Genomic DNA, 23,842 nt, shown 5'->3' with positions numbered 1-23,842 from the left:
AAAAGGAGAGAAACTCAAATGGCTTACAAACTGATGGCAATCGACATCGATGATACCCTCATCAACGACAACAAGGAAGTAACCCCTGCAACACAAACGGCATTGGAGCAAGCGGTTGCTCATGGTGTAGTCGTTACCCTGGCAACAGGTCGTGCCTATGCTTCGGCACAAGCACTTGCCCGCCAAACGGGATTAAACGTGCCGATCATTACGTATCAGGGCGCTTTGGTCAAAAACCTGCTGGACGAGAAAGTACTCTATGAGCGCTATGTACCGCAAGACGCTTCCCGCAAATTGTACGACTACTGCCTGGAGAACAATCTCCATCTTCAAACGTACATTGATGACAAGCTGTATGCTCGCGAAGAGAACGACAAACTGCGTGATTATGCGAAGCTGAATGGTACCCAGTACCATATCGAGCCGGACTTCATCAAAGTTATTGAACAACAAACACCAAAATTGCTTATCATCGATGAGCCAGACTACCTGGATAAAGTGGCCGTTGACCTGCGTGAATTGCTTGGACCAGAAGTCCATATCACGAAGTCCAAACCATACTTCCTTGAAATCATGCATCGCGAAGGTACCAAAGGCCATGCCCTTACATTCCTGGCGGATCACTTTGGTCACCAATTGAGTGAATGCATTGCGATCGGTGATTCCTGGAATGACCATGAAATGCTGGAGGTTGCCGGCCTAGGCGTGGCTATGGGCAATGCGATCCCTGCTCTTAAAGAGCTGGCAGATTACATTACGGCAAGCAACAACGAAGACGGTGTAAAGCAGGTCATTGAGAAATTTGTTTTGAACGCTGAGTAATGCGATAACGCTAATCATATGGTAAAAAAACAGCCCTGGGCAGCGAATAAACTCGCTGAACCTGAGGCTGTTTTTGTTTTGATTGTATCACCGGATTGGATAGCGATCCACCCAGGCAGCAAGGAGCGAGAGAGTAAATGCCGAACAGATCGTTGCGTAAAATTTGATCATGCTACTCTCCCCTTTGACCTGCTTTTATCGATCTTGGCCGTCATATGAACCTCGTATGTTGCTTCCGTACTGCTCATCAAACTCGCGGTTCCGTTCCCGGATCTCTTGTATCGTCTTTCCCTTGTTCATACCAGCAATCAGAACAGTCAACAGAAACACCACACCCATAGCAAACAATAAGATCGCCACAACCAATCCGATGAGGCCACCTGTCTCCGACACAGCTTCCAAATAACGTCCCCATTTGGTGGACCAGACAGTTACTAACGGAATGTGTATAACAGCAGCAATATGAATAATGCCATAAAGTACAATGCCCGTGAACAGAAATATTGCACCGAGTCTTTGTCTGTTCAACCTCATTCCTCACCTCATTCCTTTGTAAAAAAGGTAATACCTATTTTACCACAGGTTTGGAAGTTTGCACCAATGAATTGGTTCGTTTACCTCTCTTCAGCCAGCTCATCACGTTCTCATTCATTGCCAGCAAGCCGGATACAACAAGCACCACACCGATCCAGGTGATCCAGCTTACATGTTCACCATAGACAACCGCTCCAAGACCGACCGCAATCGGAGGAGAAATGTACAGCCAGGTTGCCGGGAACAGCGGGTTGGTACGCGACATAATCCAGTAGAACAGGCTATGCCCTACCATTGAACCAATCACCGTCAAGTAGATCAGGGATAAGATCGCCGGAGCCCAGTCCAGTCCAGACGTGCTCCACGATTCGGTCACCGCCGAGAGCCCGGATAACAGCAAGCCTCCATACATCATCTGCACGGCGTTAATCGCTACGGGACTTGCTTCCTTGAACTGGTTGATCACCTTCTTGGAGTACAGGGCGCCTGCCGAATAGCATACTTCTCCCACAAGTACGGCGATACACCCCCATAACCACAGTGAACTCCCGCCAATGGATACACCGGGTAACACGACAAGCACAACGCCCCCGAAACCGATCAGGCAGCCTGCAATCATGCGGGCAGAGGTTTTCTGCCGCAGCAAAGCAGTCTGCATTACCATAATCATCAGCGGTCCGGTAGCTGATAAAATGGCACCAACCCCTGAGCTGACATATTGCTCTGCCCAGTATAAAGTGGCAAACGTACCAAAAGTAAGCCCTGCTCCGGTCAGGAGCATTTCTTTTCTCCACAGCAGGGACAGACTTACCTTCCCTTTCATCCACATCCATGCAAACATCAATGCACCTGCAATGATAAAACGTAATCCGGCCGATAGAAAAGGCGGCATGCCTGCCTCGACCCCAATTTTAATCGCCAGGAACGTTGTTCCAAAAACAAGACACATTACCGTAAATGCTGCTGCAACCATGCTAGCCCCTCCTTCATCTGCTCTCCATCATAAAGCACTGTCTACAGAACAGAATGACGAAAACAGAACAGAATCCGCTCATTTCCTGTTACAATAGAGTCCAAAAGGAGCGTGAGTCGGGTGGGCAAAGCCATGTTGATGACAGATAACAGCCTTAAACTTTATGAACAGGTGGTTCATTATCTCGTGGTGCGTATTGAGGCGGGAGAGTGGGCCGAACATGAAAAGCTCCCTTCGGTGCGAAGCCTGTCCGAGCAGCTCGGTGTACATCGGCTTACGGTATTCAAAGCCTATCAGGAACTGAAGGAACGCGGGAATGTGTACGTGAAGGACAAGTCCGGTTATTATGTCAGCCCAGCTGACCCTTCGCCTGTAGCGGACCAGGCAGATGACCCTGCTGTATCCGCATGGCTGCACTGGGACTCACTCGCGCGCGTGCAGTCCCTTGAAGCCGAATATCAATTTTCGAAGTCATTGATTGATTCCGCCCTGCTCCCTAACCGTTACTGGGGAGAACTCATGCGGGATTTGCTGGATCAGTATCCCCGGCTGCTCGGCACATATTCAACCATTCAGGGTGATGTGGAGCTGCGTAGTGCGCTGGCAAGCCATCTGACACTGAAAGAGCGATTTTATATCTCAGCAGAAGAAGTACTTATTACCACAGGAGCGCAGCAGGCCATTGATCTGATCTCCCGAAGCCTGGTCAGACCGGGGGACCGTGTCCTGATGGAAAGGCCGACCTACGGCCCTGCCATGGAAATTTTCCGCAAACAGGGTGCACGCCTGATCTTCACGGATATACACCCGGCGGGTTATGATCTGGAACAGATTGAGCATCTAATGAAGACGGAGAAGCCCCGCGTATTTTACATGACGCCAACCTTCCAGAATCCGACTGGCATTAATATTCCAACCGAACAGCGGAAACAGCTTCCCGAACTTGCCGAACAATATGGATGCTTTCTCGTTGAAGATGACAGCACGTACGATATTTATTTTAAGGAGAAGCCTCCGGCGCCAATCTTTACGTACGATACGACAGGACACACGCTCTACATTCGCAGCTACAGCAAATATGTTGCGCCGGGTCTGCGTATTGCGGCCATTATGTGCCGTCCCCGGTTTATGCCAGGACTGCAGGCGGTGAAAGCATTGGCTGATAACGGAACTCCCCTTCTGAACCAGAAGCTGTTTCTCCGTTACTTTCAATCTCCGCGCATGCATCAGCACCTGTCGAAGCTGCGTACCGCCATACAATTACGGATGGAAGTCATGGAAAAATGTCTGCAAGAAACAGACTGGAATTGGACCCGGCCTGAGGGCGGACTCAACATCTGGGCGGAGCTTCCGGAAGGCATCGATACAGGACGACTGCTTCACCAGTGCATGGAACATTCTGTGGCGTTTGTCCCCGGAACGGTATTCGATCCTTCGGACGCTTCCGCCAGTCGCAAGCTGCGTTTGTCCTTCTCCTATACACACGAACAGCAGATTCGCGAAGGGATGAACAGACTCATGGAACTAGTTAAAAGGATGGATTAGCTCCCGTATGCTTCCACTAATGAACGGACAACCACAATGGAATTACAGTGGAATTACAGTGAAATTACAGTAAATGAATCAAAGAGAAGAGCCCGGAAGATCATATGACCTTCCAGGCTCTTTAGATGCTTTAAGGTGTAAATTATACGGCTGCTTGCTTAATCCGTTCTGGATATGACTTTGTCCACCAGTCCATATTCCACCGCTTCCGCTGCGGTCAGGAAATAATCGCGATCCGAATCTCTCTCGATGCGCTCCAGCGGTTGGCCTGTATGGTTCGCTAACAGCTCATTGAGCCGCTGGCGGTGCTGAATGATTCGGTTGGCATGAATCAGCATATCCGATGCCTGCCCGCGCGTACCCCCATGGGGTTGATGGATCATAATCTCACTATTTGGCAGAGCGAACCGTTTTCCTTTGGTTCCCCCGACCAGCAGAATCGTACCGAAACTCGCGGCCATGCCAGTGCAGATCGTTGAAATATCCGGCTTCACAAATTGCATCGTGTCATAGATTGAGAATCCGGCTGTAACAGATCCACCCGGACTGTTGATGTACATCTGGATATCCTTTTCGGGGTCCTCTGCGGTCAGAAACAGAAGCTGGGCCACAATGGCATTTGCCATCTGATCCTCAATCTCCCCGGACACCATAATGATTCGATCTTTCAGCAAACGTGAATAAATATCATAGCTCCGCTCACCGCGGGTTGTCTGTTCAACTACATAAGGTACATGGTTCATGCCTGTCGCCTCCCGGTTTACGCAACCATAAGCCCGGTGTATCCTCCTCCATACATCATTGAAGTCATGCCGGAATTGGAATACCCACACATCATTGGCTGCGTTGATGAAGACGGCAAAGACTGCTGCAGAATCGTTCCTGCCACGGCCACCGGATCATCCGTACGGTTGAGGCACAGATCAATCAGACGCGCCGCATCTCCACTGCGAAAAGCCATCAAATAGCTTCGCAGCTGCTCTGCGCTCACTGAATCTTCATCTGCGCCACTCGCTGCTTCGCCTTCCGTTTCCAGGCGGCTTCGTCTGACGCGTTCCAGAGCAGATCTGGCACGATTCAGCGCGGCTTTGACCGCTCCTTCCGATGTATCCAGCATCTCCGCAGTCTCTGCCGTCGTGTAACCCATTAAGTCACGTAATACATATATCGCTCGCTGCCACGGCGGCAGCTCATGGACAAGGATCTGAACAGCAGACTCGATCTCCTCGAATCGCTCCTCCTCCGCACATTCTTGCATAAATGGTTTCAGGCTATCCAATTTACAAGCGAGCTTCTCCCGCTTCCGTATGACGTCAATCCAAGTGTTGCGCGCAATCCGGATCAGATAGGCTTCCCAGTTCATCTCTTGCTTTGTACCACAGGACTGCATAGCCGAAGAAGCCAGCATTTTCACGCAGGTATCCTGAACCAGATCCTCGGCCTCCCAGGTTGAACCAGTCAGAGACAGACAATAAGCGTAGAGACTGCTCATCAGATCCGGCAGCATACTTTCCATCATCTGTTCCACGCTGTATTCAGCCTGATGACCAGTCTGAGTATATGGTTTGAATGGGTTACGATGATCATGTGGTCTGTTGATTCTGCAATCCACGGACTTCACAAAGGCCATGTTTGGGGCCCCCCTTTGTTGGTTCCTGATTGATCTTGCTTCATGTCATGCTTTTCGATGACTTGCTCTTATGGTCTTACACTATGTAAACGAAGAACCTCCGGTAAAGGATACGCTCTTCTGTATTTATTTTTTTATATGCCAACTAGGTTCTAACTTAAACGCTGCCCAAAGGTACCTTCATGCCTGTAGCTGCCAGCGTAATACCTGGATTCAGATCGTAGTTTTGCTGTACATCCACGTCATGAGACATATGGGTAAAATAGGTGCGCCCCGGTTTCAGTTCCCGCAGCAGTTCCTGCGCCTCACGCATATCGTATACGGAACGTGTGGAGAATTCCGCAAGCTCATGGACAAAGCTCGTTCCGAGCACCAGCAGATCCAGCCCGTGCAGCGGCTTCTTCTCTGCTTCCTTCAGATCGATGGCATCCGAACAATACGCCCAGCTGTACCCTTCCCGCTCAAGCCGATACGCGTAGGAATAACCGTTTTTACCATGGCAGACCTTCCAGGAGTGCACGTTCCAACCGCCAAGCTGGATATCATCATCCGTTTCCAGAAAGTTCATGTGCCGGCTTAGCCAAGGAAATTGCCCCTGAATGGTTGTGATTACTTCGCGCGGTGCGTACAAGCTGCCCTTAACCCCCAGCCAGCGGCAGGCATCCGCCCATTCCGGCAAACCTCCAATATGGTCAAAATGCGCATGTGTCACCAATAATGTATGAACCATACGCAATCCCTGATCCTCCATCTGTGATCTCCAGTCTGGTCCGCAGTCAATCATAAACGGTTCGGCTGCGCCATCTGAATGGATCAGAACAGAAGAACGTTTACGCTGGTTGATCCCGGTCAGGCGGGCCTCCGTGCAGACTGCGCAATCACAGTATACACGCGGTACGCCCATGGCATCCCCGGTTCCCAGAAATGTTAGCTGATTCAATACCGTGATCCCCTCTCTATCCGATGCTGTACTTTCTAAGAAGTTCTGTTTCCTAAATTGTATATCCTTGCCCCCTGCTTTTGCAAAAAAAAGCTCTCCCTATGCAGTTCTAATCCTGCACTAGGGAAAGCCTGATCTCTGACTACATGTAGTCAGCGTATGTAACTTCTACTTGTCCCCTTGTCGCCTAGACCAAGGCACGCAATTTCAAGGTCAATTCCTGACCCTCGGGCACATCTCTCGAATCCGTAATGACCCAATTCGATGCAAGGCGCTTCGCCAGCACTTCTGCCTGCTCCGGCTTCAACTTCAGACCGGTTACTACGCCCTCACCAACCGTGAAATCACGCTCCGGCTGAAGATCAAATGCCTTCTCGATCCAGATACCCAGCCCGCCCCGGGTATTAAATGTCATCCGGTAGCCGCCTCGAACTGCGGCTTCCAGGTTCTCGCCGTGCTCATCCGCATACGTGAAAAATTCATCATATTTGTAATCCTCTTCGGATACCGCGTCAAAAGCAGCCACATCCTTGGCCTGTATAGCTCTCAGTATCTCAGCGTCAGACATCCCCTTACCACGGGCTTGTTCCAGCCGAATTGCCGTACTCTGGGATAATTTGATCTCTGAACTCATTATATTCACACCTTTCTGCAGGACCCTCCAGACAGCTTGGTCTGCACACTACTATATGATTTCCATTTACAGCAAAAAGCCTTCATCTCTACTATATTCAGCGAAATGAAGGCCTCATGTCAATGCTTGGATAACACGTCACCAATCACAAGCCTGCCAGCACCTGATACCATACTCCGCGTTTGGAATATAGCGTACTGCGGACTTCGTCCCAGCCACCAAGGTAATGGATATCAAACAGACCTTCAGGAGTTGGAAACGAGGATTCAGTCTCGGCAAATACATTCGGGTCTACCGAACGAAAACCATGCTTGGCAAATATCCGCTGAGCCTCCGGAGTTCTCAGGTAGTCCACAAAGGCCTCTGCCAACTCCCTATTCCCATGTTTATCCGCATATTTATCCACCACTACCGCCGGATTTTCAATCAGAATGGTATTCTTCGGTACAACGATATCGTATTTAACCCCCTGGGCTATTCGGGCAAGCAATTCATTCTCATAAGTCACGATGACATCGCCGACGCCATATTCAAAGGCTGCCATGGAAGATCGGCCGCTCTTATCCAGCGACTCGACATTTTCATGCACCTTCTCTAGAAACGCTTTGGCAGCGGCAGGGTCCTTCTGGCCCTTTTCTTCCGACATCTTCAGCCCAGCTCCGTAGATTGCATTGATATCCCATTGGGCTCCGCCTGACGTTTTGGGATTGGGATACAGCACCTTGACTCCCGGCTTGGTCAAATCCTCAAAATCACGAATTCCAAGTGGATTGCCATCCCTTGTTCCAAGAACAACAATCGAACGTGTAATCATGCCATCATTCGGCGTTTGTTTCCAATCGGAAGTCACGAGGTCGGCTTTGACCAGTTTATCGATGTCACTTTCCATGGCAAGCAGTGCCACATCGGCCTCGAATCCACCGACGATGGCTCTTGCTTGTGTACCAGAGGCTTCATAGGACTCCTGGAAATTGACGGTCTGTCCGGTTTTTGCCTTCCATTCCTCCTTGAACTTGGGCAGCAGCTCTCCGATAGCATCCTTGGCTACACTGTATGCACCAATGACAAGCGTATTGGATTGTTCAGCTGCAGAGGGTTCGTTCTGTTCGCCTTCCGCTTCCTGATTGCTGCAGCCTACGGTCATGCAGACGAGCAGAAGCATAAGGACAGCGTATAAGGGGATTCTTTTCTTCTTCATCGTCTGCATGGGGCAGCCTCTCTTTCGAGTGCATTTTAGATCATGACCGGCATTGGATCTTCCTTCAAACGATTCTCGACAACCCAGCTATCCGTATCGTTAAATAGATAAGCCCGGTGTACAAGCACCCGAATCTGTTGACCAATCTCCAGTGTCGTTTTCTCAAGTGAACGATAGGTGATCAGCTTGTGTCCCTGTACCTCGACTTCCACCATCCACTCACTACCGCGGAAGTGAAGATGCTTCACCGTGCCCTTTTCGGTAGCTGACAGCATGGAAAACTCGTTTTTCAGACCAATCTCGATATACTCAGGCCTGATTAAGGCACGCGTATGATCTCCTTCGACCGCATGTTCGAAGCCTTTAAGCTGCGAGGCATCCTCCACAACGGTGGATTCACCAATAAAGGTTGCAACAAATGGAGTCTGCGGATTTTTGTAGATATCCCACGGTGTTCCTTTTTGCTCTAAACGGCCTTGGCTGATAATCATGATCTCATCTGCAACTTCGATCGCTTCATCCTGGTCATGTGTTACAAATATCGAGGTAATGCCGACACGCTCAATCAGCTCTCTCAACCATGAACGCAGCTCTTGGCGAATCTTGGCATCGATGGCGGCAAAAGGCTCATCCAGCAGCAGCAGCTGCGGCTCAGGAGCCAAAGCTCTGGCAAATGCGACACGCTGGCGCTGTCCACCGGACAGTTGATGCGGATAGCGCTGTTCAAAACCTTTTAGCCCGGTCAACTCAACAAGTTCCATGACCCGATCGCGAATCTGGGCTTTGGGTGTCTTTTTGACCTTAAGTCCAAAAGCGATATTATCAAAAACCGTCATGTGTTTGAACAAGGCATAGTTCTGAAAAACGAACCCGATTCCCCGCTCCTGCGGAGGCAGATGATTCACAACCTTGCCGTGAAAGCGAATCTCTCCGGAGTCCGGGTTTTCCAGACCGGCGAGCATGCGCAGAATAGACGTTTTGCCTCCTCCACTGGGCCCTAGCAGACCGATCAGATGGCCTTTGGCAATATCGAACGAGACATCTTTTACCGCATGAAATTGACCGAAATGTTTGTTCAGATCACGGACTTCCACATGCATATCAATGCACTTCCTTTCGCTTCTTGGCCCATTCCATCATGAGCAGCAGCCCAACGGAGAAGGTAACCAGTACCAATGCCACACCATTTGCGGCAGAGACATTAAAATTCTCAACATCCTGATAAACAAGCGTTGTTGCCGTCTGCGTTTTGTTCATAATATTGCCTGACACCACGAGCACTGCACCGAACTCTCCAAGCGATCGTGCAACGGTAAGTACAAGCCCGTATACAACAGCCCAGCGGATGGAAGGCCAGGTGACACTCCAGAACGTTCTCCACCCATACGCGCCAAGCGTTGAAGCCGCCTCTTCCTGCTGCGAACCGAGTTCCTGCAGGACCGGCATGACCTCCCTGACCATCAGCGGGAATGTGACAAACAGCGTTGCAATGACCATACCCGGGAAGGCGTAGACTACATTGAAGCCGATTCCTTCAAAAAAGCCACCCATAATGCTGTTCGGCCCAAGCAGCAATACAATCATCAATCCGCCAATGACGGGGGACACCGCATAAGGCAGGTCTACAATGCTGTTCAGCAATCCTTTGATGCGATCACTAAGCCATCCGGCACGAACGAGATAAATGGCCATCATAATGCCAAACAATGTATTTAACAGCGTGACGACCAGAACAACAAGTCCGGTCATCATCAAGGCATGCAGCGCCTCAGGGCGCATCAGCCCATCCAGGAAGCCTCCTGCACCGTCTTCAAATGCTCCGAGCAAAATGCGTCCCAAAGGAATTATCAGAAGCACAATAAATACCGCAAATGTCAGTCCGATTAATAGCCGTCTCATCGTCTTCTCCCCCGCATCTGCACCAGATTAATCAGCCAGAGGATCAGGAAAGAGAGCGTGAGGAGCAGCACGGATACAGCAGCTGCACCCGTAGGATTGTCACTTTCAATCTCGCCGTAAATAAATACGGAAGCCGTCAGTGTTCTGCCCGGGATGTTACCCGCCACCAGCACAACTGCTCCAAACTCTGCAAGTGCTCTGGAGAAAGCAAGCATACCACCGCTAATCATGCCTGGAGCCATAGAAGGCAGAATAACCTGCCTGAACGTACGTGCCTTCGATGCACCCATGGTATAGGAGGCCTCTTCCTCAGAAGGGTCGATCTCCTCCAGCAGCGGCTGCACCGCACGAATCACGAATGGAAACGTAACAAAGGTCATCGCAATGACGATCGCAGGCTGATGAAACACGATTTCAATTCCCATGGTTTCAGCCAGCTTGCCTACAGCACTGACCGGTCCTAGCAGCAGCATAATCATTAATCCGCCAACTGCAGTAGGAAGTGCAAAGGGCAGATCTACGAGACTGTTGAGAAACGATCTCCCAAAGAAACGATAACGCGTGAGTACCCAGGCAATCATGGTGCCCAGTACCACGTTAATCAGTGTGGCGACAACAGCCAGACGAACGGTCAGCAATACGGCTTTCCACGCGATTGGATCCATGATGCTCTCGGCGAAATTGCTCCATCCTTCAGAGAAGGAATTGACGTACACACCGATAATCGGAAGCACGATGAGTACAATAAAATATAGCAATACAGTACTGCGGAATCCCCAAGTCCATCCCTTGTGACGAAGAACGGTGTTCATTGCTGCATTCCCTCCCAGCCTCCGGCTCCATATCCGGTCGGCAGTCTCCCTGCTTTGGTACATTCATTTTCCTAAGTTGGATTATATCACTTTAGCATTATTCCCATTAGTCTACTTGGTTTTTTGCTTATCTGATACTTTACCAGTTTGCAGTGCTAACCGTCAATGTTTTTATTGTATATAATTTGGGCGATTAGCAGATGATTTGTTAACCATTTTGCCCGTGAATTGTGGTTTGTTTGAATTGGAGTGGTTAAGGTACAATCTAGAAGAGAATTTAAGAGGATAAGGAGTGCTGCCAGATGTTATATACGAAAAAAATATCGACTTCCAGACGGGATGAAATCAAGGATATTACCAGAGAAGTAGAGCAGGTTGTCCGCAATAGCGGTGTACAAAACGGAACTGTACTTGTCTATTGTCCCCATACCACAGCTGGTATTGCCATTAATGAAAATGCCGACCCGGATGTTAAACATGATGTGCTGCTTCGTCTGGACGAGGTGTATCCTTGGGAACATCCCCAATATCGACATGCTGAAGGGAATACTGCTTCCCACCTGAAATCAATCACAACCGGTCCATCTCAAACGGTGATTATTCATGAAGGCCGATTATTACTCGGCAGATGGCAGGGTATTTATTTCAGCGAATTCGACGGCCCTCGTGAGCGGGAATATTTTATCAAGATCATGGAAGGCTGATTCAGCCAAACGCAAACAGGCGGACAACCCTGATTTAGGGCTGACGATCCGCCTGTCTTGGTCTTTCGCGCTAATAAACTTTCGCGAGACAACGTTATAAAGAATTAATGTTATGACAATTCACCGCCCTGAAGTATAGGAGTGCGACAATAGCGCCTTTTATAGGACGCCAGGCTGGTGTTATAGATTGCGGCATAGTACTTTGACATGAGATAATGCCGACGATTCAATCTCAGCAAACGTTACACGATCCTGAATATAATACGATATAAATCCGTGCATGGACAAAAACAGTGTGCGCGGCACACATTGGATATCCTCATCCGTACAGCCTTCCTCGTTCATGTACTGCCTGACAATGGAAGCAAACAATTCGAAGCATCTTCCCTGCTCCGTACGACAATAGGATAACAGCTCCTCATCCCGAATCATGAACATAATCTCGTATTGATACGGATTCTCCAGACCAAAACGAATGAATTCGAGCATGATATGCTCTACCTTGCTCATACCGCCCACGACTGGCCTGACCATGGCTTGCAGCAGCAAATGTCCCAGATGATTGAAATCTTCTACCACAATGGCATAGAACAATTCTGCCTTTTCCTTAAAATGATAATACAGCGACCCATGACTATAGCCCAGATGCTGGCCGATGCTTCGCATCGAAATGGCGCGGTATCCTTTGGTAATAAAAAGATGTCTCGCCGCCTCCAGGATCCGCTCCCTCGACAACTCTTGTTCGACTGCTCTTCTAGCCATATATTTTATTCCCCTTCAATAAAATAAAGCCGCTGTCCCTCCGTGATCCGGGATTGCCCTTGCGTCAAATCCGTGATCCAGGCGATAAATGCCTCGGTTTCACTATCCGGCGGAAGACAAGTCAACGTAACCTTATCGGTGAATCCAGTTTCACCCGTACGGACTTCCCGGCTTCTTAATTCATTTTCCACTTTTCCCAGCCACGTATAATCCAGTTCCACAAACACTTCACGATGAAGCACTTTGGTTATAGCCTCTCCAGCTTCAATAGCCGCTACAGCGCCATCCGTATATGCACGGATTAAACCGCCAGCCCCAAGCATGATTCCCCCAAAATACCGTGTAACCACAATAGCCACATTTTTCAGTTGCTGATTTTTGATGACTTCAAGAATGGGTTTCCCAGCAGTTCCGCTTGGTTCCCCATCATCGGATTGCTTCTGGATCTCATCTCTTTCCCCTATCATGTAAGCGGAACAGTTATGAGTGGCATTCCAGTGTTTCTTCTTGATTTCATCAATAAAAGCAACTGCTTCTTCTTCCGTTGTAACTGGTATAATATGACCGATGAAACGCGACTTCTTGATGACAATTTCCAGATTGCCCGGTCCTCGAACCGTGCGATAACGTTCAAGCATTTCAATCCAACTTTCCGATTTAATCCATTTTACAAGAAAGCAGTTCCCCGCGCGGACGCGGATGAACTGCCTTGGTTTAAACATCCGGGGATCACTGCATTTACCTCACAATGAAACCCGGGTGTCATTACACATGCTTTATTTAACTATATGAGTCAAACCATGAATTATTCAGAAAGTCTCGCTTCAAGCGCTGCTTTCTCTTCTTCAAAGCCTGGTTTGCCCAGCAATGCGAACATATTTTTCTTGTAAGCTTCTACTCCTGGTTGGTCAAACGGGTTGACGCCCAGCAGATATCCGCTGATGCCGCATGCTTTTTCAAAGAAGTATACCAGATATCCGAAAGAATATGGAGACATATCCGGAATATTCACAATCAGGTTTGGAACTTGGCCATCTGTATGTGCAAGCAGCGTGCCTTGGAACGCTTTTTTGTTGACGAAGTCCATTGTTTTGCCTTCAAGGAAGTTCAGACCATCGAGGTCATCCGGATCAGCTTCGATCGAAATATGCTCGGATACTTCAGCTACCTGAATGACGGTTTCGAAAATGTTCCGGCTTCCTTCCTGGATAAATTGACCCATGGAGTGCAAGTCCGTGGAGAAATCAACAGATGCAGGATAGATTCCTTTGTAATCTTTACCTTCACTCTCTCCGTAAAGCTGTTTCCACCACTCGGATACAAAGTGCAGGGATGGCTCGTAGTTTACGAGGATTTCTGTTCCTTTACCTTTGCGGTACAATGCGTTACGAACAGCAGCATATTGATATGCTTCATTCTCAGCTACATTCGGGTTGCTGTATTCTTTGGATGCGTCAGCTGCACCTTGCATCATTTCTTCAATGTTAATGCCAGCTGTAGCAATCGGCAGCAAGCCTACTGCTGTCAGTACCGAGTAACGTCCACCTACATCATCCGGAATAACGAAAGACTCGTAACCTTCTTCGTTCGCCAGTTTTTTCAGTGCGCCGCGCTCTTTGTCTGTTGTAGCATAGATACGTTTGCGAGCTTCTTCTTTACCGTATTTTTTCTCCAGGGCAGCACGGAAGATACGGAAAGCAATGGCTGGCTCGGTTGTCGTACCGGATTTGGAGATAACGTTCACGGAGAAGTCTTTGCCTTCAACCAGATCCAGCAAGTGAGTTACATATGTGGAGCTAATATTGTTTCCTGCGAAATAGATTTCAGGCGTTTTACGTTTATCTTTTGGCAGGTTGTTATAGAAGGAGTGTGTCAGCATCTCAATCGCTGCACGTGCACCCAGGTATGAACCACCGATACCGATAACGATCAGTACTTCGGAATCACTTTGGATTTTGGCAGCCGCCTTTTGAATGCGGGAGAATTCTTCCTTGTCATAAGCGGTTGGCAGGTCAATCCAGCCCAGGTAATCGGATCCGGTTCCTGTTCCGTTGTGGAGCTGCTCGTGAGCCAGACGAATCGGTTCAGCGAAATAGTCCACTTCATGCTGGTTTACAAATTGCAAGGCAGTGCTGTAATCAAACTTCACTTTTTTTGCCATGATCTAAAAACCTCCTGATATCGGTAGCTTATTTTTCCGTTTTCCATTCAAACAACTTAGCATAAGGATACTTCAAATCCACGGGGCTGACAAGCTTGCAGCTTGAACTTTGTCACTTCAAATTCAAGAAGCAAAAAGGGTAAACCAAACCCGCTGATTGCGGGTTTTGGCTACCCTTCTTGTATTATTCCGCCGGGTACGAGCAGCAGTAGTCGGTAACGCTGCGTATCTCCAGTTTGAATTTGGATTCGGCAGGCACGTGGAACGTAGCTTGACCTTGAATCTCTTGCCAATCTTCTTCTCCGGGAAGCAATACTCTCAGATCGCCGGACAGAATCTCCATGATTTCACGGGAATCTGTACCGAACTCATAGCTGCCTGGGAGCATGATGCCCAGAGTCACTTTGCTGCCATCCCCCAAAATAACCGTTCTGCTGGTTACCTGGCCATCATAATAAATGTTGGCCTCTTTTACTACACTGACTTGATCAAACTGTGACATGCGTACCCGCTCCCCCTGAAGTTAATGAAAACAAAAGGCAAAACAGATCAGGATGAATTCTCATCCTTACTCTGCCGGAAATAACTTTGCTGCCACGAACCGAACAAATGAATCTGATCAATTCGTAGCAGCGTTTATCAAGCTATTACAGCAATGCTTTTACGCGGCTAACCACGTTATCAACTGTGAAGCCATACTCTTCGATAACACGGTCGCCAGGCGCGGAAGCACCGAATGTGCTGATTCCGAGAATGTCGCCTTGATCGCCAACATATTTCTCCCAGCCCATTGGATAAGCCATTTCAATGGCCAAACGAGCTTTTACATCTGGAAGCAAGACGGATTCTTTGTAAGCTTTGTCCTGTTTCTCGAACAGATCCCAGCTCGGCATGCTGATTACACGAACTTGGATTCCTTGTTCAGCCAGTGCAGCTTGAGCTTTGACAGCCAGTTGCACTTCGGAACCTGTAGCGATGATTTGTGCTACTGCTTTGCCGTCTTTTGCATCGGAAACAACATAAGCACCGCGTTTAACGTTCTCACGGGAGCCTTCTACTGTTCCTTCCAGGATCGGCAGGTTTTGACGAGTGAGTACGAGTGCTACCGGGTTGTTCTTGTTCTCAAGCGCATAAGCCCATGCAGCAGATGTCTCATTACCGTCAGCCGGACGAATTACTGTCAGGTTAGGAATGATACGCAGGGACGCAAGTTGCTCAATTGGCTCGTGAGTAGGACCATCTTCACCAACAGCGATACTGTCGTGAGTCAGAACGTATGTCACAGGCAGACCCATCAGGGCAGCCAGACGAACAGCCGGACGCAGGTAGTCAGTGAACACGAAGAATGTACCACCGAATACTTTCACACCGCTGTGCAGTGCCATACCGTTCATTGCTCCAGCCATACCGAATTCACGGATACCGAAGTAGATGTTGCGGCCAGAGTAATCTTCTGGTGCAAAGTTTGCAATGTTGTTCAGGTGTGTCATTGTGGAGCTTTCCAAGTCAGCAGATCCACCAGTCAGATGTGGCACGTTGTGCGCCAAACCGTTCAGTGCATTACCGGAAGCAACACGAGTGGAAAGAGCCTTGTCTGTTGCAGCATATTTAGGCAGATCGCGATCCCAACCTTCTGGAAGGTCACCGTTGATTGCTGTTTCGAACTGAGCTGCCAGCTCAGGGAATGCTTTTTTGTACTCGGCGAATTTCTCGTCCCAAGCCTTGTTTGCGGAGATACCACGATCTTTGACCTGTGCAAAGTGATCGCGAACTTCAGCTGGTACGTGGAAATCTTCCTCGTAAACCCATTTGTAAAATTCTTTGGTCAGTTTCGCTTCGTCAGCACCCAGTGGGGAACCGTGAGTACCGCCGTGGCCGCCTTTACCTTGTTTGTTCGGGCTACCATAACCGATAACAGTTTTCACTTCGATCAGTGTAGGACGCAGTGTATCTGCTTGTCCTTCCTGGATTGCTTTTTCGATTGCAGGCAGATCGTTACCATCTTCTACGCGCAGCACTTGCCAGCCATAAGCTTCGAAGCGTTTTGCGATGCTTTCGGAAGAAGACAGGTTCAACTCACCATCAAGCGTGATGTCGTTGGAGTCGAACAACATGATCAGTTTACCCAGGTGCAGACGTCCGGCAAGGGAAGCTGCTTCGTGGGATACGCCTTCCATGAGGTCACCGTCACCACAGATTGCGTAAGTGTAGTGGTCGATAACGTTGAATTTATCCTTGTTGTATGTCGCGCCCAGTTGTGCTTCAGCCATAGCCATACCTACAGCCATTGCAATACCTTGACCCAGTGGGCCAGTCGTAGCATCAACACCTGCAGTATGTCCGAATTCCGGGTGACCCGGAGTTTTGCTTCCCCATTGGCGGAATTGTTTCAATTCTTCCATAGGAAGATCGTAGCCGCTCAGGTGCAGCAAGCTGTACAGCAACATGGAGCCATGTCCTGCAGACAGCACAAAACGGTCCCGGTTAACCCAAGTTGGGTGGTCCGGGTTATGTGTCATCGTTTTTGCAAAAAGTTGGTACCCCATTGGAGCGGAGCCCATAGGCATTCCCGGGTGTCCCGATTTTGCTTTCTCGATTGCATCAATTGCCAGAGTACGTACAGTTGTAATCGACAGGTTGTCGATTGTGTTGTTCTCGTCCTTTTGAATCGCTTCGTTCTTGTCAGTCATGGTTTGTCCTCCTCATGTCTTTAGATAAGTCGGGTGCGCAAGCGAATCCCTCTCATCATACAAGCAAACCGTATATAACAATAAGTGAATCCGCTTGAATGTTTCATTTTGACTTATTCACTTTTGTATTGTATCACTTGGCGTGAAGCTTTTCCATAACCTTCTTTTAGAAGTTCCGGAAAATTCGGTTGTTTGTGGGTGAGGCGGGTTTATTCCAGCGCAGAATAAAAGGTGTTCGGTAGAGCATCTAAGCCCATGTCCGGCTTGGCAAGCCTCGCTAATCCATCGGATGAAGTATAACCTTTAACCGGAAAACCATACACTTTTTAGAGCTCGAAGTTTTTTTCATATGGTATCGTTCAAGTTTCTGATTCGAAATCCCTACGGCTGTGTTACTCTCAGAAAGAAAGGAGGCTTGCCGCATGTCAGGACCACAAGCTATACAGCCAAAGTCGTCAAATCATCCATTACCCTGGATTGCAGGGACGTTAACAGGCATCATCACCGGTTTATTTCTTGGCTTTTTTCTTAAAGTGGTTCAGGCTTACACGGGTGAAAAGGTGTATATCCTGCTGCTGAATGTTGATTTTGTGCCCTGGCTTCCGCCCATTTTGCCTGAATGGTTCGAATTTACGCTCCATCTTCTTGTTTCTGTCATCATCGGCCTCTTCTACTTCTGGTGGATTCAACGTTCCGATTTCCCCTTGGTTAAAGGCGTTTTGCTCGGTGCGTTCTCCTCCCTGCTATATATTCCGCTCTCTCTGTTATCTGTACGAGTTCCAGGCTTATTGGATTTCAAGGCCATATCGCTTTGGATTATCGGACACCTTCTATTTGGTATTCTCCTTGGCGTCTGCGGACGGATATGGAAACGACAAAAAGGCGATTCCCATTCAGCTCGCAAATAGGAAGTCGCCCTTCTTATCTTGGCCGATTCACATGGTCCCGAATCAACCTTGCACAGTATTAAAGCATCAAGCTAAAATACAACGGTTTTGTTTTCGTGAACCAGAATCCGGTCCTCAACATGCCACTTAACCGCACGTGCAAGTACAACGCGCTCAATGGTACGTCCGATCCGTTTCAATTCGGTCACATCATCTCCATGGCTTACACGCTGAACGTCCTGCTCGATAATCGGCCCGCCATCCAGTTCTTCGGTCACATAATGTGCTGTTGCTCCGATAATTTTAACACCACGATTGTACGCCTGTGCATACGGTTTACCACCGACAAATGCCGGAAGGAAGGAATGGTGGATATTAATAATCCGGTTGCGGTAATGTTCGATGAACATTGGAGAGATAATCTGCATATAACGCGCAAGAATAATGACATCAATATCGTTACCGATGACGTCCAGCTGACGCTGCTCCGCTTCCTTTTTCGTATCAGCCGTCACCGGAATATGATGATAAGGAATGCCGAATGATTCCACGTAATCCTTCATATCCAGATGATTGCTTACCACGAGAGCGATATCAGCATCAAGGTCACCGGCTTGCCATTGCCACAGCAATTCAACCAGACAGTGATCTTCCTTGGATACAAAGATAGCGAGTTTCTTCTTGCGGCTTACCGCAGAGAGAGACCACTCCATCTTGAAGCGCTCCGCCACTTCCGCAAAATCAGCTTCCAGCTTGGCGAGACTCGCTGTCAGTTCCGGAAGATCGAATTCAATACGCATGAAAAACATGCCGCCAGCCGGGTCCATGGTGTACTGGTCAGACTGAACGATGTTTGCACCATGCTGGTGCAGGAAATGCGATACGGCAGCTACAATTCCTGGACCATCCGGACAGGAAATAAGCATCCGCGCCCGATCGGCGCGGTTTTTGGAATCAGGACGTGCTTGTTTTGCATGAATCTCCATCGGGCTATTCTTCCTCCTTCAATTAAGCCGTGACCAGCAGTTCTTTTCCTGCAAGCCAGGCGATCAAACGATGATTCACTTGCTCTTCGTTCAAATGCGGGAACAACGCTGCTTCCGCTACCAGATCATACAACCGCTCCAGCGGTTCACGCGGATCAGCCTTTTTGGCTTTTGCATCATTCTTGAGCAGCGTCCAAACGTCGAGAATATAGGAACGCGAGTCAATCTCTTTCCCTTGGAAGAAGTGCTGCAGCTGCTCCACCTCTGTCAGGAATTCCGGACCAAACCGGCCACTCACATCTCCACGAAGCAATGCAATTTCCACCTCGTACATTGGGCGTTGTGTCTTGGCTTCCTTCCCGATCCAAGGTGTCTCCAGAATAAATGGACGTCCTTGAAGCGCCTCGTGATGAACGATGCGGTTAATCGCTTCAAAACCAATCCAGCCGGAACCAATCGGTGTATGACGGTCCTTACGTGCACCTACTGCATTCTTACTATCATTAATATGCATTACGGTAATGCGGTCAAGCCCTACCGTGCGATCAAACTGCTCAAGTACACCATCCAGATCATTCACAATATCATAGCCTGCATCATGAATATGGCATGTATCCATACATACAGCGAGACGTTCGTTGTGCGTAACCTTCTCCATGATCTGTGCGATCTCTTCGAAGCTGCGACCCATTTCGGTCCCTTTTCCAGCCATTGTTTCAAGAGCAATCTTTACATCGGTCTCTTTGACACCGTCGAGCACTTCATTGAGCCCTTCGGCAATTCGTCCAATACCATAATGAGCATCCTTATCCGTAAAGGCGCCGGGATGCAGCACAATATTTTTGACACCAATGGCATGCGTGCGGCGAATTTCTTCCTGAAGGAAGCTTACAGCCAGTTCATACGTGTTTTCTTTGTAAGAACCAAGGTTAATAATGTATGGCGCATGGACAACAATATCTTCCATTCCGCCCTCTTGCATGGCAAGCTTGCCTTCCTCGATATACATGGACTCAATAGGCTTGCGGCGCGTATTCTGCGGTGCACCCGTATATATCATAAACGAACTGGAACCGTACGAGGACGCTTCCTTCGTTGCACTCAATAATCCCTTGTCCGAAAAGGACACATGGGAGCCGATTTTCAGCATCATTGATCCCCCTTTTTCTGAATTATCCCTTATTCTAACGCGATTATCGAAATAAATCTAGAAATGCGCTATAATTCGGGTTACAGGCTATTTTTTACAGCCAATTTGGAACATGGTGGGCGGAATCCGTCTTTCCGTGAAAATCAATGAACCGAGGTGACTCCGCAATGATTTTCGGCTCCTACGCCATGACGTTAGTCAGCAGTTCCCCCAGCAATTGGTTTATGAATACGATCGCATTCTGGACATTTCTTTTGCTTGGCAGCATGTGTATCGGTGGATTTTTTATGATGCGCAAGTTTTTGAAAGTGCTCCCAAAAGCGGATGGAAAATCCAAACTGGATTGGCAAAATTATTGGGTCGAAACAAGCCGCCACCTGTGGACGGACGAAGCCAAGGCTTTTCTGGATCAACTCGTAGAGCCTGTACCCGGTCCGTTTCGCGATATCGCCAAACATTCAATTGCAGCAGAGATTGGTAAAATTGCTGTTGAAAACAAGGCAACCGAGGTGTCCCGAGATCACTGCATCAAAGGATACATTATAGCCACACCGAAGCGTGATAATAAGTTTTTGGTCAAATTTTTGGAGAAAAACCAAATTGATTACTCGCCTTATAAACATCTGATGAATAAATAAAAGAAGTTTCCATTGTGGACGGAATCGCATACTCATCTCCAACACACAAGCTCCATCAGGTAAGTCATTCGCAGACAGGCATTGCTTACCGCCGGGGCTGTTTGTTGATCCGCCATATATGAAATTCACAATACAGGAGGGCTGAAGCATGAAAATTGCCATATGTGGAGGAACAGGATTTGTGGGAAGTGCACTCGTAGATTACTGGCTGCAAGCAGGTCATCAGGTTCAGATTATCACGCGCAAACTGCCTGATCTTCATGATCCCGGTGAACGCCTTACATATATATCTTGGGAACAGCTTGAAGAAAGACCTCATCTACTGGAAGGTTTGGATGCTCTGGTGAACCTTGCCGGGGAAACGCTGAATCAGCGCTGGACGACCAAGGCCAAGCTGGAAATTGTGGAATCGAGGGTAACGACAGTATCCAAGGTAGCCCGGCTGCTGGCTAAACTTGAACATAAACCGGAGGTTGTCGTGCAGGCATCCGCCATGGCTATATACGGAACCTCTCCGTCGGAGACATTTGATGAAAGTTCCCCGCAAAAATCAATGAACTTTCCGTCCCGGGTTGCCGAACAATGGGAGATTGCTGCAGATGCAATCCAGGATGTGAGACTTGTCAAAATTCGTGTCAGCCTCGTACTTGGTCATAAAAGAGGAGCCTTTCCGTTAATGAAGCTGCCATATATGCTTGGCGTAGGCGGCAAAATTGGAAGTGGTAAACAGTGGACGACTTGGATACACATCTTGGATATTGTAAGGCTTATTGATTTTACGATTCACAATAAGGAAATCTCGGGTCCGGTGAACGCATCCGCTCCGAACCCCGTGACCAATGACGAGTTTGGACGCACAGTTGGCAAGGTCTATCATCGTCCTCACTGGTTCCCGGTCCCCGGTTTCCTGATTAAAGCAGTGGTTGGAGAACTCTCTGTTGTATTGCTCCAGGGGCAGCGTGTCATTCCGCAGAAGGCTCTGGATTACGGGTTCCAATTTACATTCCCAACCTTAACCGATGCCCTGGAAGATTTGAAGCATCGCGGATTATCCGACTGAACGGTAGGTATAGACGGATTCTGCCAGCATGAAGGTATCTCCGTCTTCCAGTGGATATTCTTTATAGGGTGCAAGAGGCTTACCCTGCAGTAAGGTGCCATTCACAGAACCCAGATCCTTAATGACATAGCCCGATTTGTTCCTGCTCAATTCCACATGAGCACGGGACACACCGGTTGTTGAATCCACCCATTGAACCATCTCTGCCGATCGGCCGATAACAAAAGAAGCTCCCTGCACATCCATCCGCTCATTCCGGTTACTTGCCCCTAATCGGCGTTCCAGATAAAAGGATGGCGTTACTGGACCGACGCCCTTTGCTGGTTCCCCAGTCATACTTTGCAGATTTACTGTTGCCTCCGTTCCAGATTCAGTCCGTATCAGCTCAGACGTTGGAGCAGTAATATGATCGAACTGTTGTTGGATCATGATTGATGATTCTGATTCTGGTTCGGTATGTAATTGTTGAAAGCGCGAATTCAGAGTTGTACTGGCAATACTCGCATATCCCTGTGCAGGTGGGTTATTGTCAGTCTTCAGCTCTGATTGGTTCCAGCGCCAGCTCTCCTGATATAGTTCTTCTGATTCCTCTTCATTTTTAGTTCGGTTATGACCTAAATTAAGAAATGAAGCTTGATTAATCCTTCTGAGCCCTGCCGCTTTGGATATACCGAATTTCCCTTTGCTAATCCAGGCCCAGCCTGCAACCGCAAGTAAGGCGACACTTAGAACGATGGATATTATCATAGGTGTCTGACCGGGCTGCTCCATATAAGCGAATCTCCATACCAGAGCTATACCGACCATGCAAATAAGAATAATATACGTCACTTTCGACGTTCCCGTCTTTTGTTCCATTTCCAGGTTCTCATCAAATGTAGTTTCGTTCGATTTGTGCACCGCTGGATCGGTTCTGTCTGTAAAAGGAGACGAGCCTTCTCTAGAAGGACGTGTGCTCAGGAAGTTTGGACTAAACCTGTTACTGTTTGATCCTTCCTGCTCCAATACTTGATCCGGCTGTTGACGAGAATTGGAGTACGTTTCAGCCCGCATTTTGTCTTGGTCAGGCTTCGATCGGTCATGCTGTCTATGCAATCGTGGCAATTGTGCAAACTCAGGTTCAGATTGAACATAAGCAGAACGTTCGTTCACATTCCCATTCTCTCTTGATTCGTTCACACGAGAAGACAAAAATGTAGAGCTGCCTGGCCCCACCTGTTCATCCGCGTAGAGTTCCAGTAACAATTCCTGCAGCTGTCCAACATCCCACCGTTCGTTATCACATAGCTGCAGAACCCGCTGAATGCCTTCACCCTGCAACTCCTGCACATGAGCCATCAGCCGGATGACCAGTTCACGGAATTGCGCCGGAGTCGGATCCACTACCACAGAATCCTGAATCGGTACATAAACCATGCCCAGCTCACCTTGTTCCAGTGAACCTTTTACAAATATGCTCTCTTCCTGCAGCATCAGCTTACGGGGTTCGAGCATGTATTGACGGCATTCCGTGAAGGTGTCTGCGAGCTGAAACAATAGACCGTACAGCACACGCAGTTTAATTTTCCCTGCCTTTAGGAACTGGGATAACATTTTATACCCGGAAATATCATATTGAAGAGTAACGTTGCGATCCATCTCACGAATGTGGAGCGGAAGCAGGCGAGGAATATCATTGGAGGACATCATCCCCGTCTGTACACGGCTTAATTCGTCCATCCGTAATCCTTCGGCTTTTTCCAGAACCATAAATGCTCCGCCGTTCCGTATAAAATCTTTCGTTAATCCATGCATGCCAATCCTCTCTTTCCGGTGTA

At 48.5% G+C, this 23,842-nt stretch carries 24 protein-coding genes; 6 read left to right on the top strand and 18 right to left on the bottom strand.

Annotated elements, in window-relative coordinates; translation table 11 throughout:
• Positions 1 to 18 precede the first annotated feature (18 nt).
• Entirely contained in the window at positions 19 to 822 is an 804-nt protein-coding gene (locus tag AC3WQ3_RS05665) for a Cof-type HAD-IIB family hydrolase (protein WP_095289219.1), read from the top strand.
• A 195-nt stretch (positions 823 to 1,017) separates the two neighbouring features.
• On the opposite strand, the gene AC3WQ3_RS05660 is transcribed toward AC3WQ3_RS05665, so the two are convergent.
• A complete protein-coding gene (locus AC3WQ3_RS05660; RefSeq protein ID WP_492471657.1) occupies positions 1,018 to 1,350 on the bottom strand; it encodes a hypothetical protein in 333 nt (110 codons plus the stop codon).
• 40 nt (positions 1,351 to 1,390) lie between these two features.
• Positions 1,391 to 2,329, bottom strand: coding sequence for a DMT family transporter (locus AC3WQ3_RS05655; RefSeq protein ID WP_492471656.1), 939 nt, complete (start codon positions 2,327 to 2,329; stop codon positions 1,391 to 1,393).
• A 120-nt stretch (positions 2,330 to 2,449) separates the two neighbouring features.
• Here AC3WQ3_RS05655 and AC3WQ3_RS05650 point away from each other — a divergent pair, with 120 nt between their 5' ends.
• A complete protein-coding gene (locus AC3WQ3_RS05650; protein WP_492471655.1) occupies positions 2,450 to 3,874 on the top strand; it encodes an aminotransferase-like domain-containing protein in 1,425 nt (474 codons plus the stop codon).
• A gap of 158 nt (positions 3,875 to 4,032) precedes the next feature.
• Here AC3WQ3_RS05650 and clpP read toward each other — a convergent pair whose 3' ends face one another.
• The 8 genes from clpP to cysT all read right to left on the bottom strand — a co-directional run bounded on the left by clpP (position 4,033) and on the right by cysT (position 10,987).
• A complete protein-coding gene (gene clpP, locus AC3WQ3_RS05645) occupies positions 4,033 to 4,617 on the bottom strand; it encodes an ATP-dependent Clp endopeptidase proteolytic subunit ClpP (RefSeq protein WP_492471654.1) in 585 nt (194 codons plus the stop codon).
• 17 nt (positions 4,618 to 4,634) lie between these two features.
• Entirely contained in the window at positions 4,635 to 5,504 is an 870-nt protein-coding gene (locus tag AC3WQ3_RS05640) for an RNA polymerase sigma factor (RefSeq protein ID WP_492471653.1), read from the bottom strand.
• A 157-nt stretch (positions 5,505 to 5,661) separates the two neighbouring features.
• Positions 5,662 to 6,444: an MBL fold metallo-hydrolase gene (locus tag AC3WQ3_RS05635; protein ID WP_127538237.1), complete on the bottom strand. Its 783-nt coding sequence runs from the start codon at positions 6,442 to 6,444 to the stop codon at positions 5,662 to 5,664.
• 187 nt (positions 6,445 to 6,631) lie between these two features.
• Complete coding sequence (locus tag AC3WQ3_RS05630; RefSeq protein WP_492471652.1) at positions 6,632 to 7,078, bottom strand: hypothetical protein; 447 nt, start codon at positions 7,076 to 7,078, stop codon at positions 6,632 to 6,634.
• A 145-nt stretch (positions 7,079 to 7,223) separates the two neighbouring features.
• On the bottom strand, positions 7,224 to 8,276 hold the full coding sequence (locus AC3WQ3_RS05625; protein ID WP_492471651.1) for a sulfate ABC transporter substrate-binding protein: 1,053 nt from the start codon (positions 8,274 to 8,276) through the stop codon (positions 7,224 to 7,226).
• A gap of 35 nt (positions 8,277 to 8,311) precedes the next feature.
• A complete protein-coding gene (locus AC3WQ3_RS05620; RefSeq protein ID WP_095289209.1) occupies positions 8,312 to 9,376 on the bottom strand; it encodes a sulfate/molybdate ABC transporter ATP-binding protein in 1,065 nt (354 codons plus the stop codon).
• 1 nt (position 9,377) lies between these two features.
• Positions 9,378 to 10,175: a sulfate ABC transporter permease subunit gene (locus tag AC3WQ3_RS05615; RefSeq protein ID WP_127538228.1), complete on the bottom strand. Its 798-nt coding sequence runs from the start codon at positions 10,173 to 10,175 to the stop codon at positions 9,378 to 9,380.
• A complete protein-coding gene (cysT, locus tag AC3WQ3_RS05610) occupies positions 10,172 to 10,987 on the bottom strand; it encodes a sulfate ABC transporter permease subunit CysT (RefSeq protein ID WP_127538227.1) in 816 nt (271 codons plus the stop codon). Before cysT ends, AC3WQ3_RS05615 begins: the two co-directional genes overlap by 4 nt.
• A 302-nt stretch (positions 10,988 to 11,289) precedes the next feature.
• On the opposite strand from cysT, the gene AC3WQ3_RS05605 reads away from it, so the two are divergent.
• Entirely contained in the window at positions 11,290 to 11,691 is a 402-nt protein-coding gene (locus AC3WQ3_RS05605) for a secondary thiamine-phosphate synthase enzyme YjbQ (protein WP_153977375.1), read from the top strand.
• A gap of 180 nt (positions 11,692 to 11,871) precedes the next feature.
• Here AC3WQ3_RS05605 and AC3WQ3_RS05600 read toward each other — a convergent pair whose 3' ends face one another.
• From AC3WQ3_RS05600 to tkt, 5 genes are all read right to left on the bottom strand, one after another.
• Entirely contained in the window at positions 11,872 to 12,453 is a 582-nt protein-coding gene (locus AC3WQ3_RS05600; protein WP_095289205.1) for a TetR/AcrR family transcriptional regulator, read from the bottom strand.
• A 5-nt stretch (positions 12,454 to 12,458) separates the two neighbouring features.
• On the bottom strand, positions 12,459 to 13,091 hold the full coding sequence (locus AC3WQ3_RS05595; protein ID WP_492471747.1) for a YigZ family protein: 633 nt from the start codon (positions 13,089 to 13,091) through the stop codon (positions 12,459 to 12,461).
• A 167-nt stretch (positions 13,092 to 13,258) separates the two neighbouring features.
• Positions 13,259 to 14,614 (bottom strand): glucose-6-phosphate isomerase, encoded by a 1,356-nt coding sequence (locus AC3WQ3_RS05590; RefSeq protein WP_095289204.1) that lies wholly within the window; start codon positions 14,612 to 14,614, stop codon positions 13,259 to 13,261.
• Between the two features lie 184 nt (positions 14,615 to 14,798).
• Positions 14,799 to 15,116, bottom strand: a complete 318-nt coding sequence (gene ppnP / locus AC3WQ3_RS05585; protein WP_095289203.1) for a pyrimidine/purine nucleoside phosphorylase — start codon at positions 15,114 to 15,116, stop codon at positions 14,799 to 14,801.
• Between the two features lie 145 nt (positions 15,117 to 15,261).
• A complete protein-coding gene (gene tkt / locus AC3WQ3_RS05580) occupies positions 15,262 to 17,304 on the bottom strand; it encodes a transketolase (protein ID WP_095289202.1) in 2,043 nt (680 codons plus the stop codon).
• Positions 17,305 to 17,726: 422 nt separating this feature from the next.
• Between tkt and AC3WQ3_RS05575 the strand changes: the two genes are divergently transcribed.
• A complete protein-coding gene (locus AC3WQ3_RS05575) occupies positions 17,727 to 18,212 on the top strand; it encodes a hypothetical protein (RefSeq protein WP_492471650.1) in 486 nt (161 codons plus the stop codon).
• Between the two features lie 71 nt (positions 18,213 to 18,283).
• Here AC3WQ3_RS05575 and purU read toward each other — a convergent pair whose 3' ends face one another.
• Together purU and AC3WQ3_RS05565 are read right to left on the bottom strand one after the other, a co-directional pair.
• Entirely contained in the window at positions 18,284 to 19,177 is an 894-nt protein-coding gene (gene purU, locus AC3WQ3_RS05570) for a formyltetrahydrofolate deformylase (RefSeq protein ID WP_127538223.1), read from the bottom strand.
• Positions 19,178 to 19,199: 22 nt separating this feature from the next.
• On the bottom strand, positions 19,200 to 20,327 hold the full coding sequence (locus tag AC3WQ3_RS05565) for a deoxyribonuclease IV (protein ID WP_095289199.1): 1,128 nt from the start codon (positions 20,325 to 20,327) through the stop codon (positions 19,200 to 19,202).
• Positions 20,328 to 20,494: 167 nt separating this feature from the next.
• On the opposite strand from AC3WQ3_RS05565, the gene AC3WQ3_RS05560 reads away from it, so the two are divergent.
• The gene (locus AC3WQ3_RS05560; RefSeq protein WP_095360610.1) at positions 20,495 to 20,965 is read left to right on the top strand and encodes a DUF2621 domain-containing protein; all 471 of its coding nucleotides are present in this window, start codon (positions 20,495 to 20,497) and stop codon (positions 20,963 to 20,965) included.
• A 148-nt stretch (positions 20,966 to 21,113) separates the two neighbouring features.
• Entirely contained in the window at positions 21,114 to 22,025 is a 912-nt protein-coding gene (locus AC3WQ3_RS05555; protein ID WP_154892559.1) for a TIGR01777 family oxidoreductase, read from the top strand.
• On the opposite strand, the gene AC3WQ3_RS05550 is transcribed toward AC3WQ3_RS05555, so the two are convergent.
• Entirely contained in the window at positions 22,014 to 23,819 is a 1,806-nt protein-coding gene (locus tag AC3WQ3_RS05550; protein WP_492471649.1) for a DUF6382 and FHA domain-containing protein, read from the bottom strand. The two genes, AC3WQ3_RS05555 and AC3WQ3_RS05550, sit on opposite strands and share 12 nt — an antisense overlap.
• Between the last annotated feature and the right edge of the window lie 23 nt (positions 23,820 to 23,842).

It is taken from the genome of Paenibacillus sp. FW104-T2 (assembly GCF_058789975.1).
The sequence above is the reverse complement of the archived record's forward strand: the minus strand, read 5'-3'. Positions and strand labels throughout refer to the sequence as shown.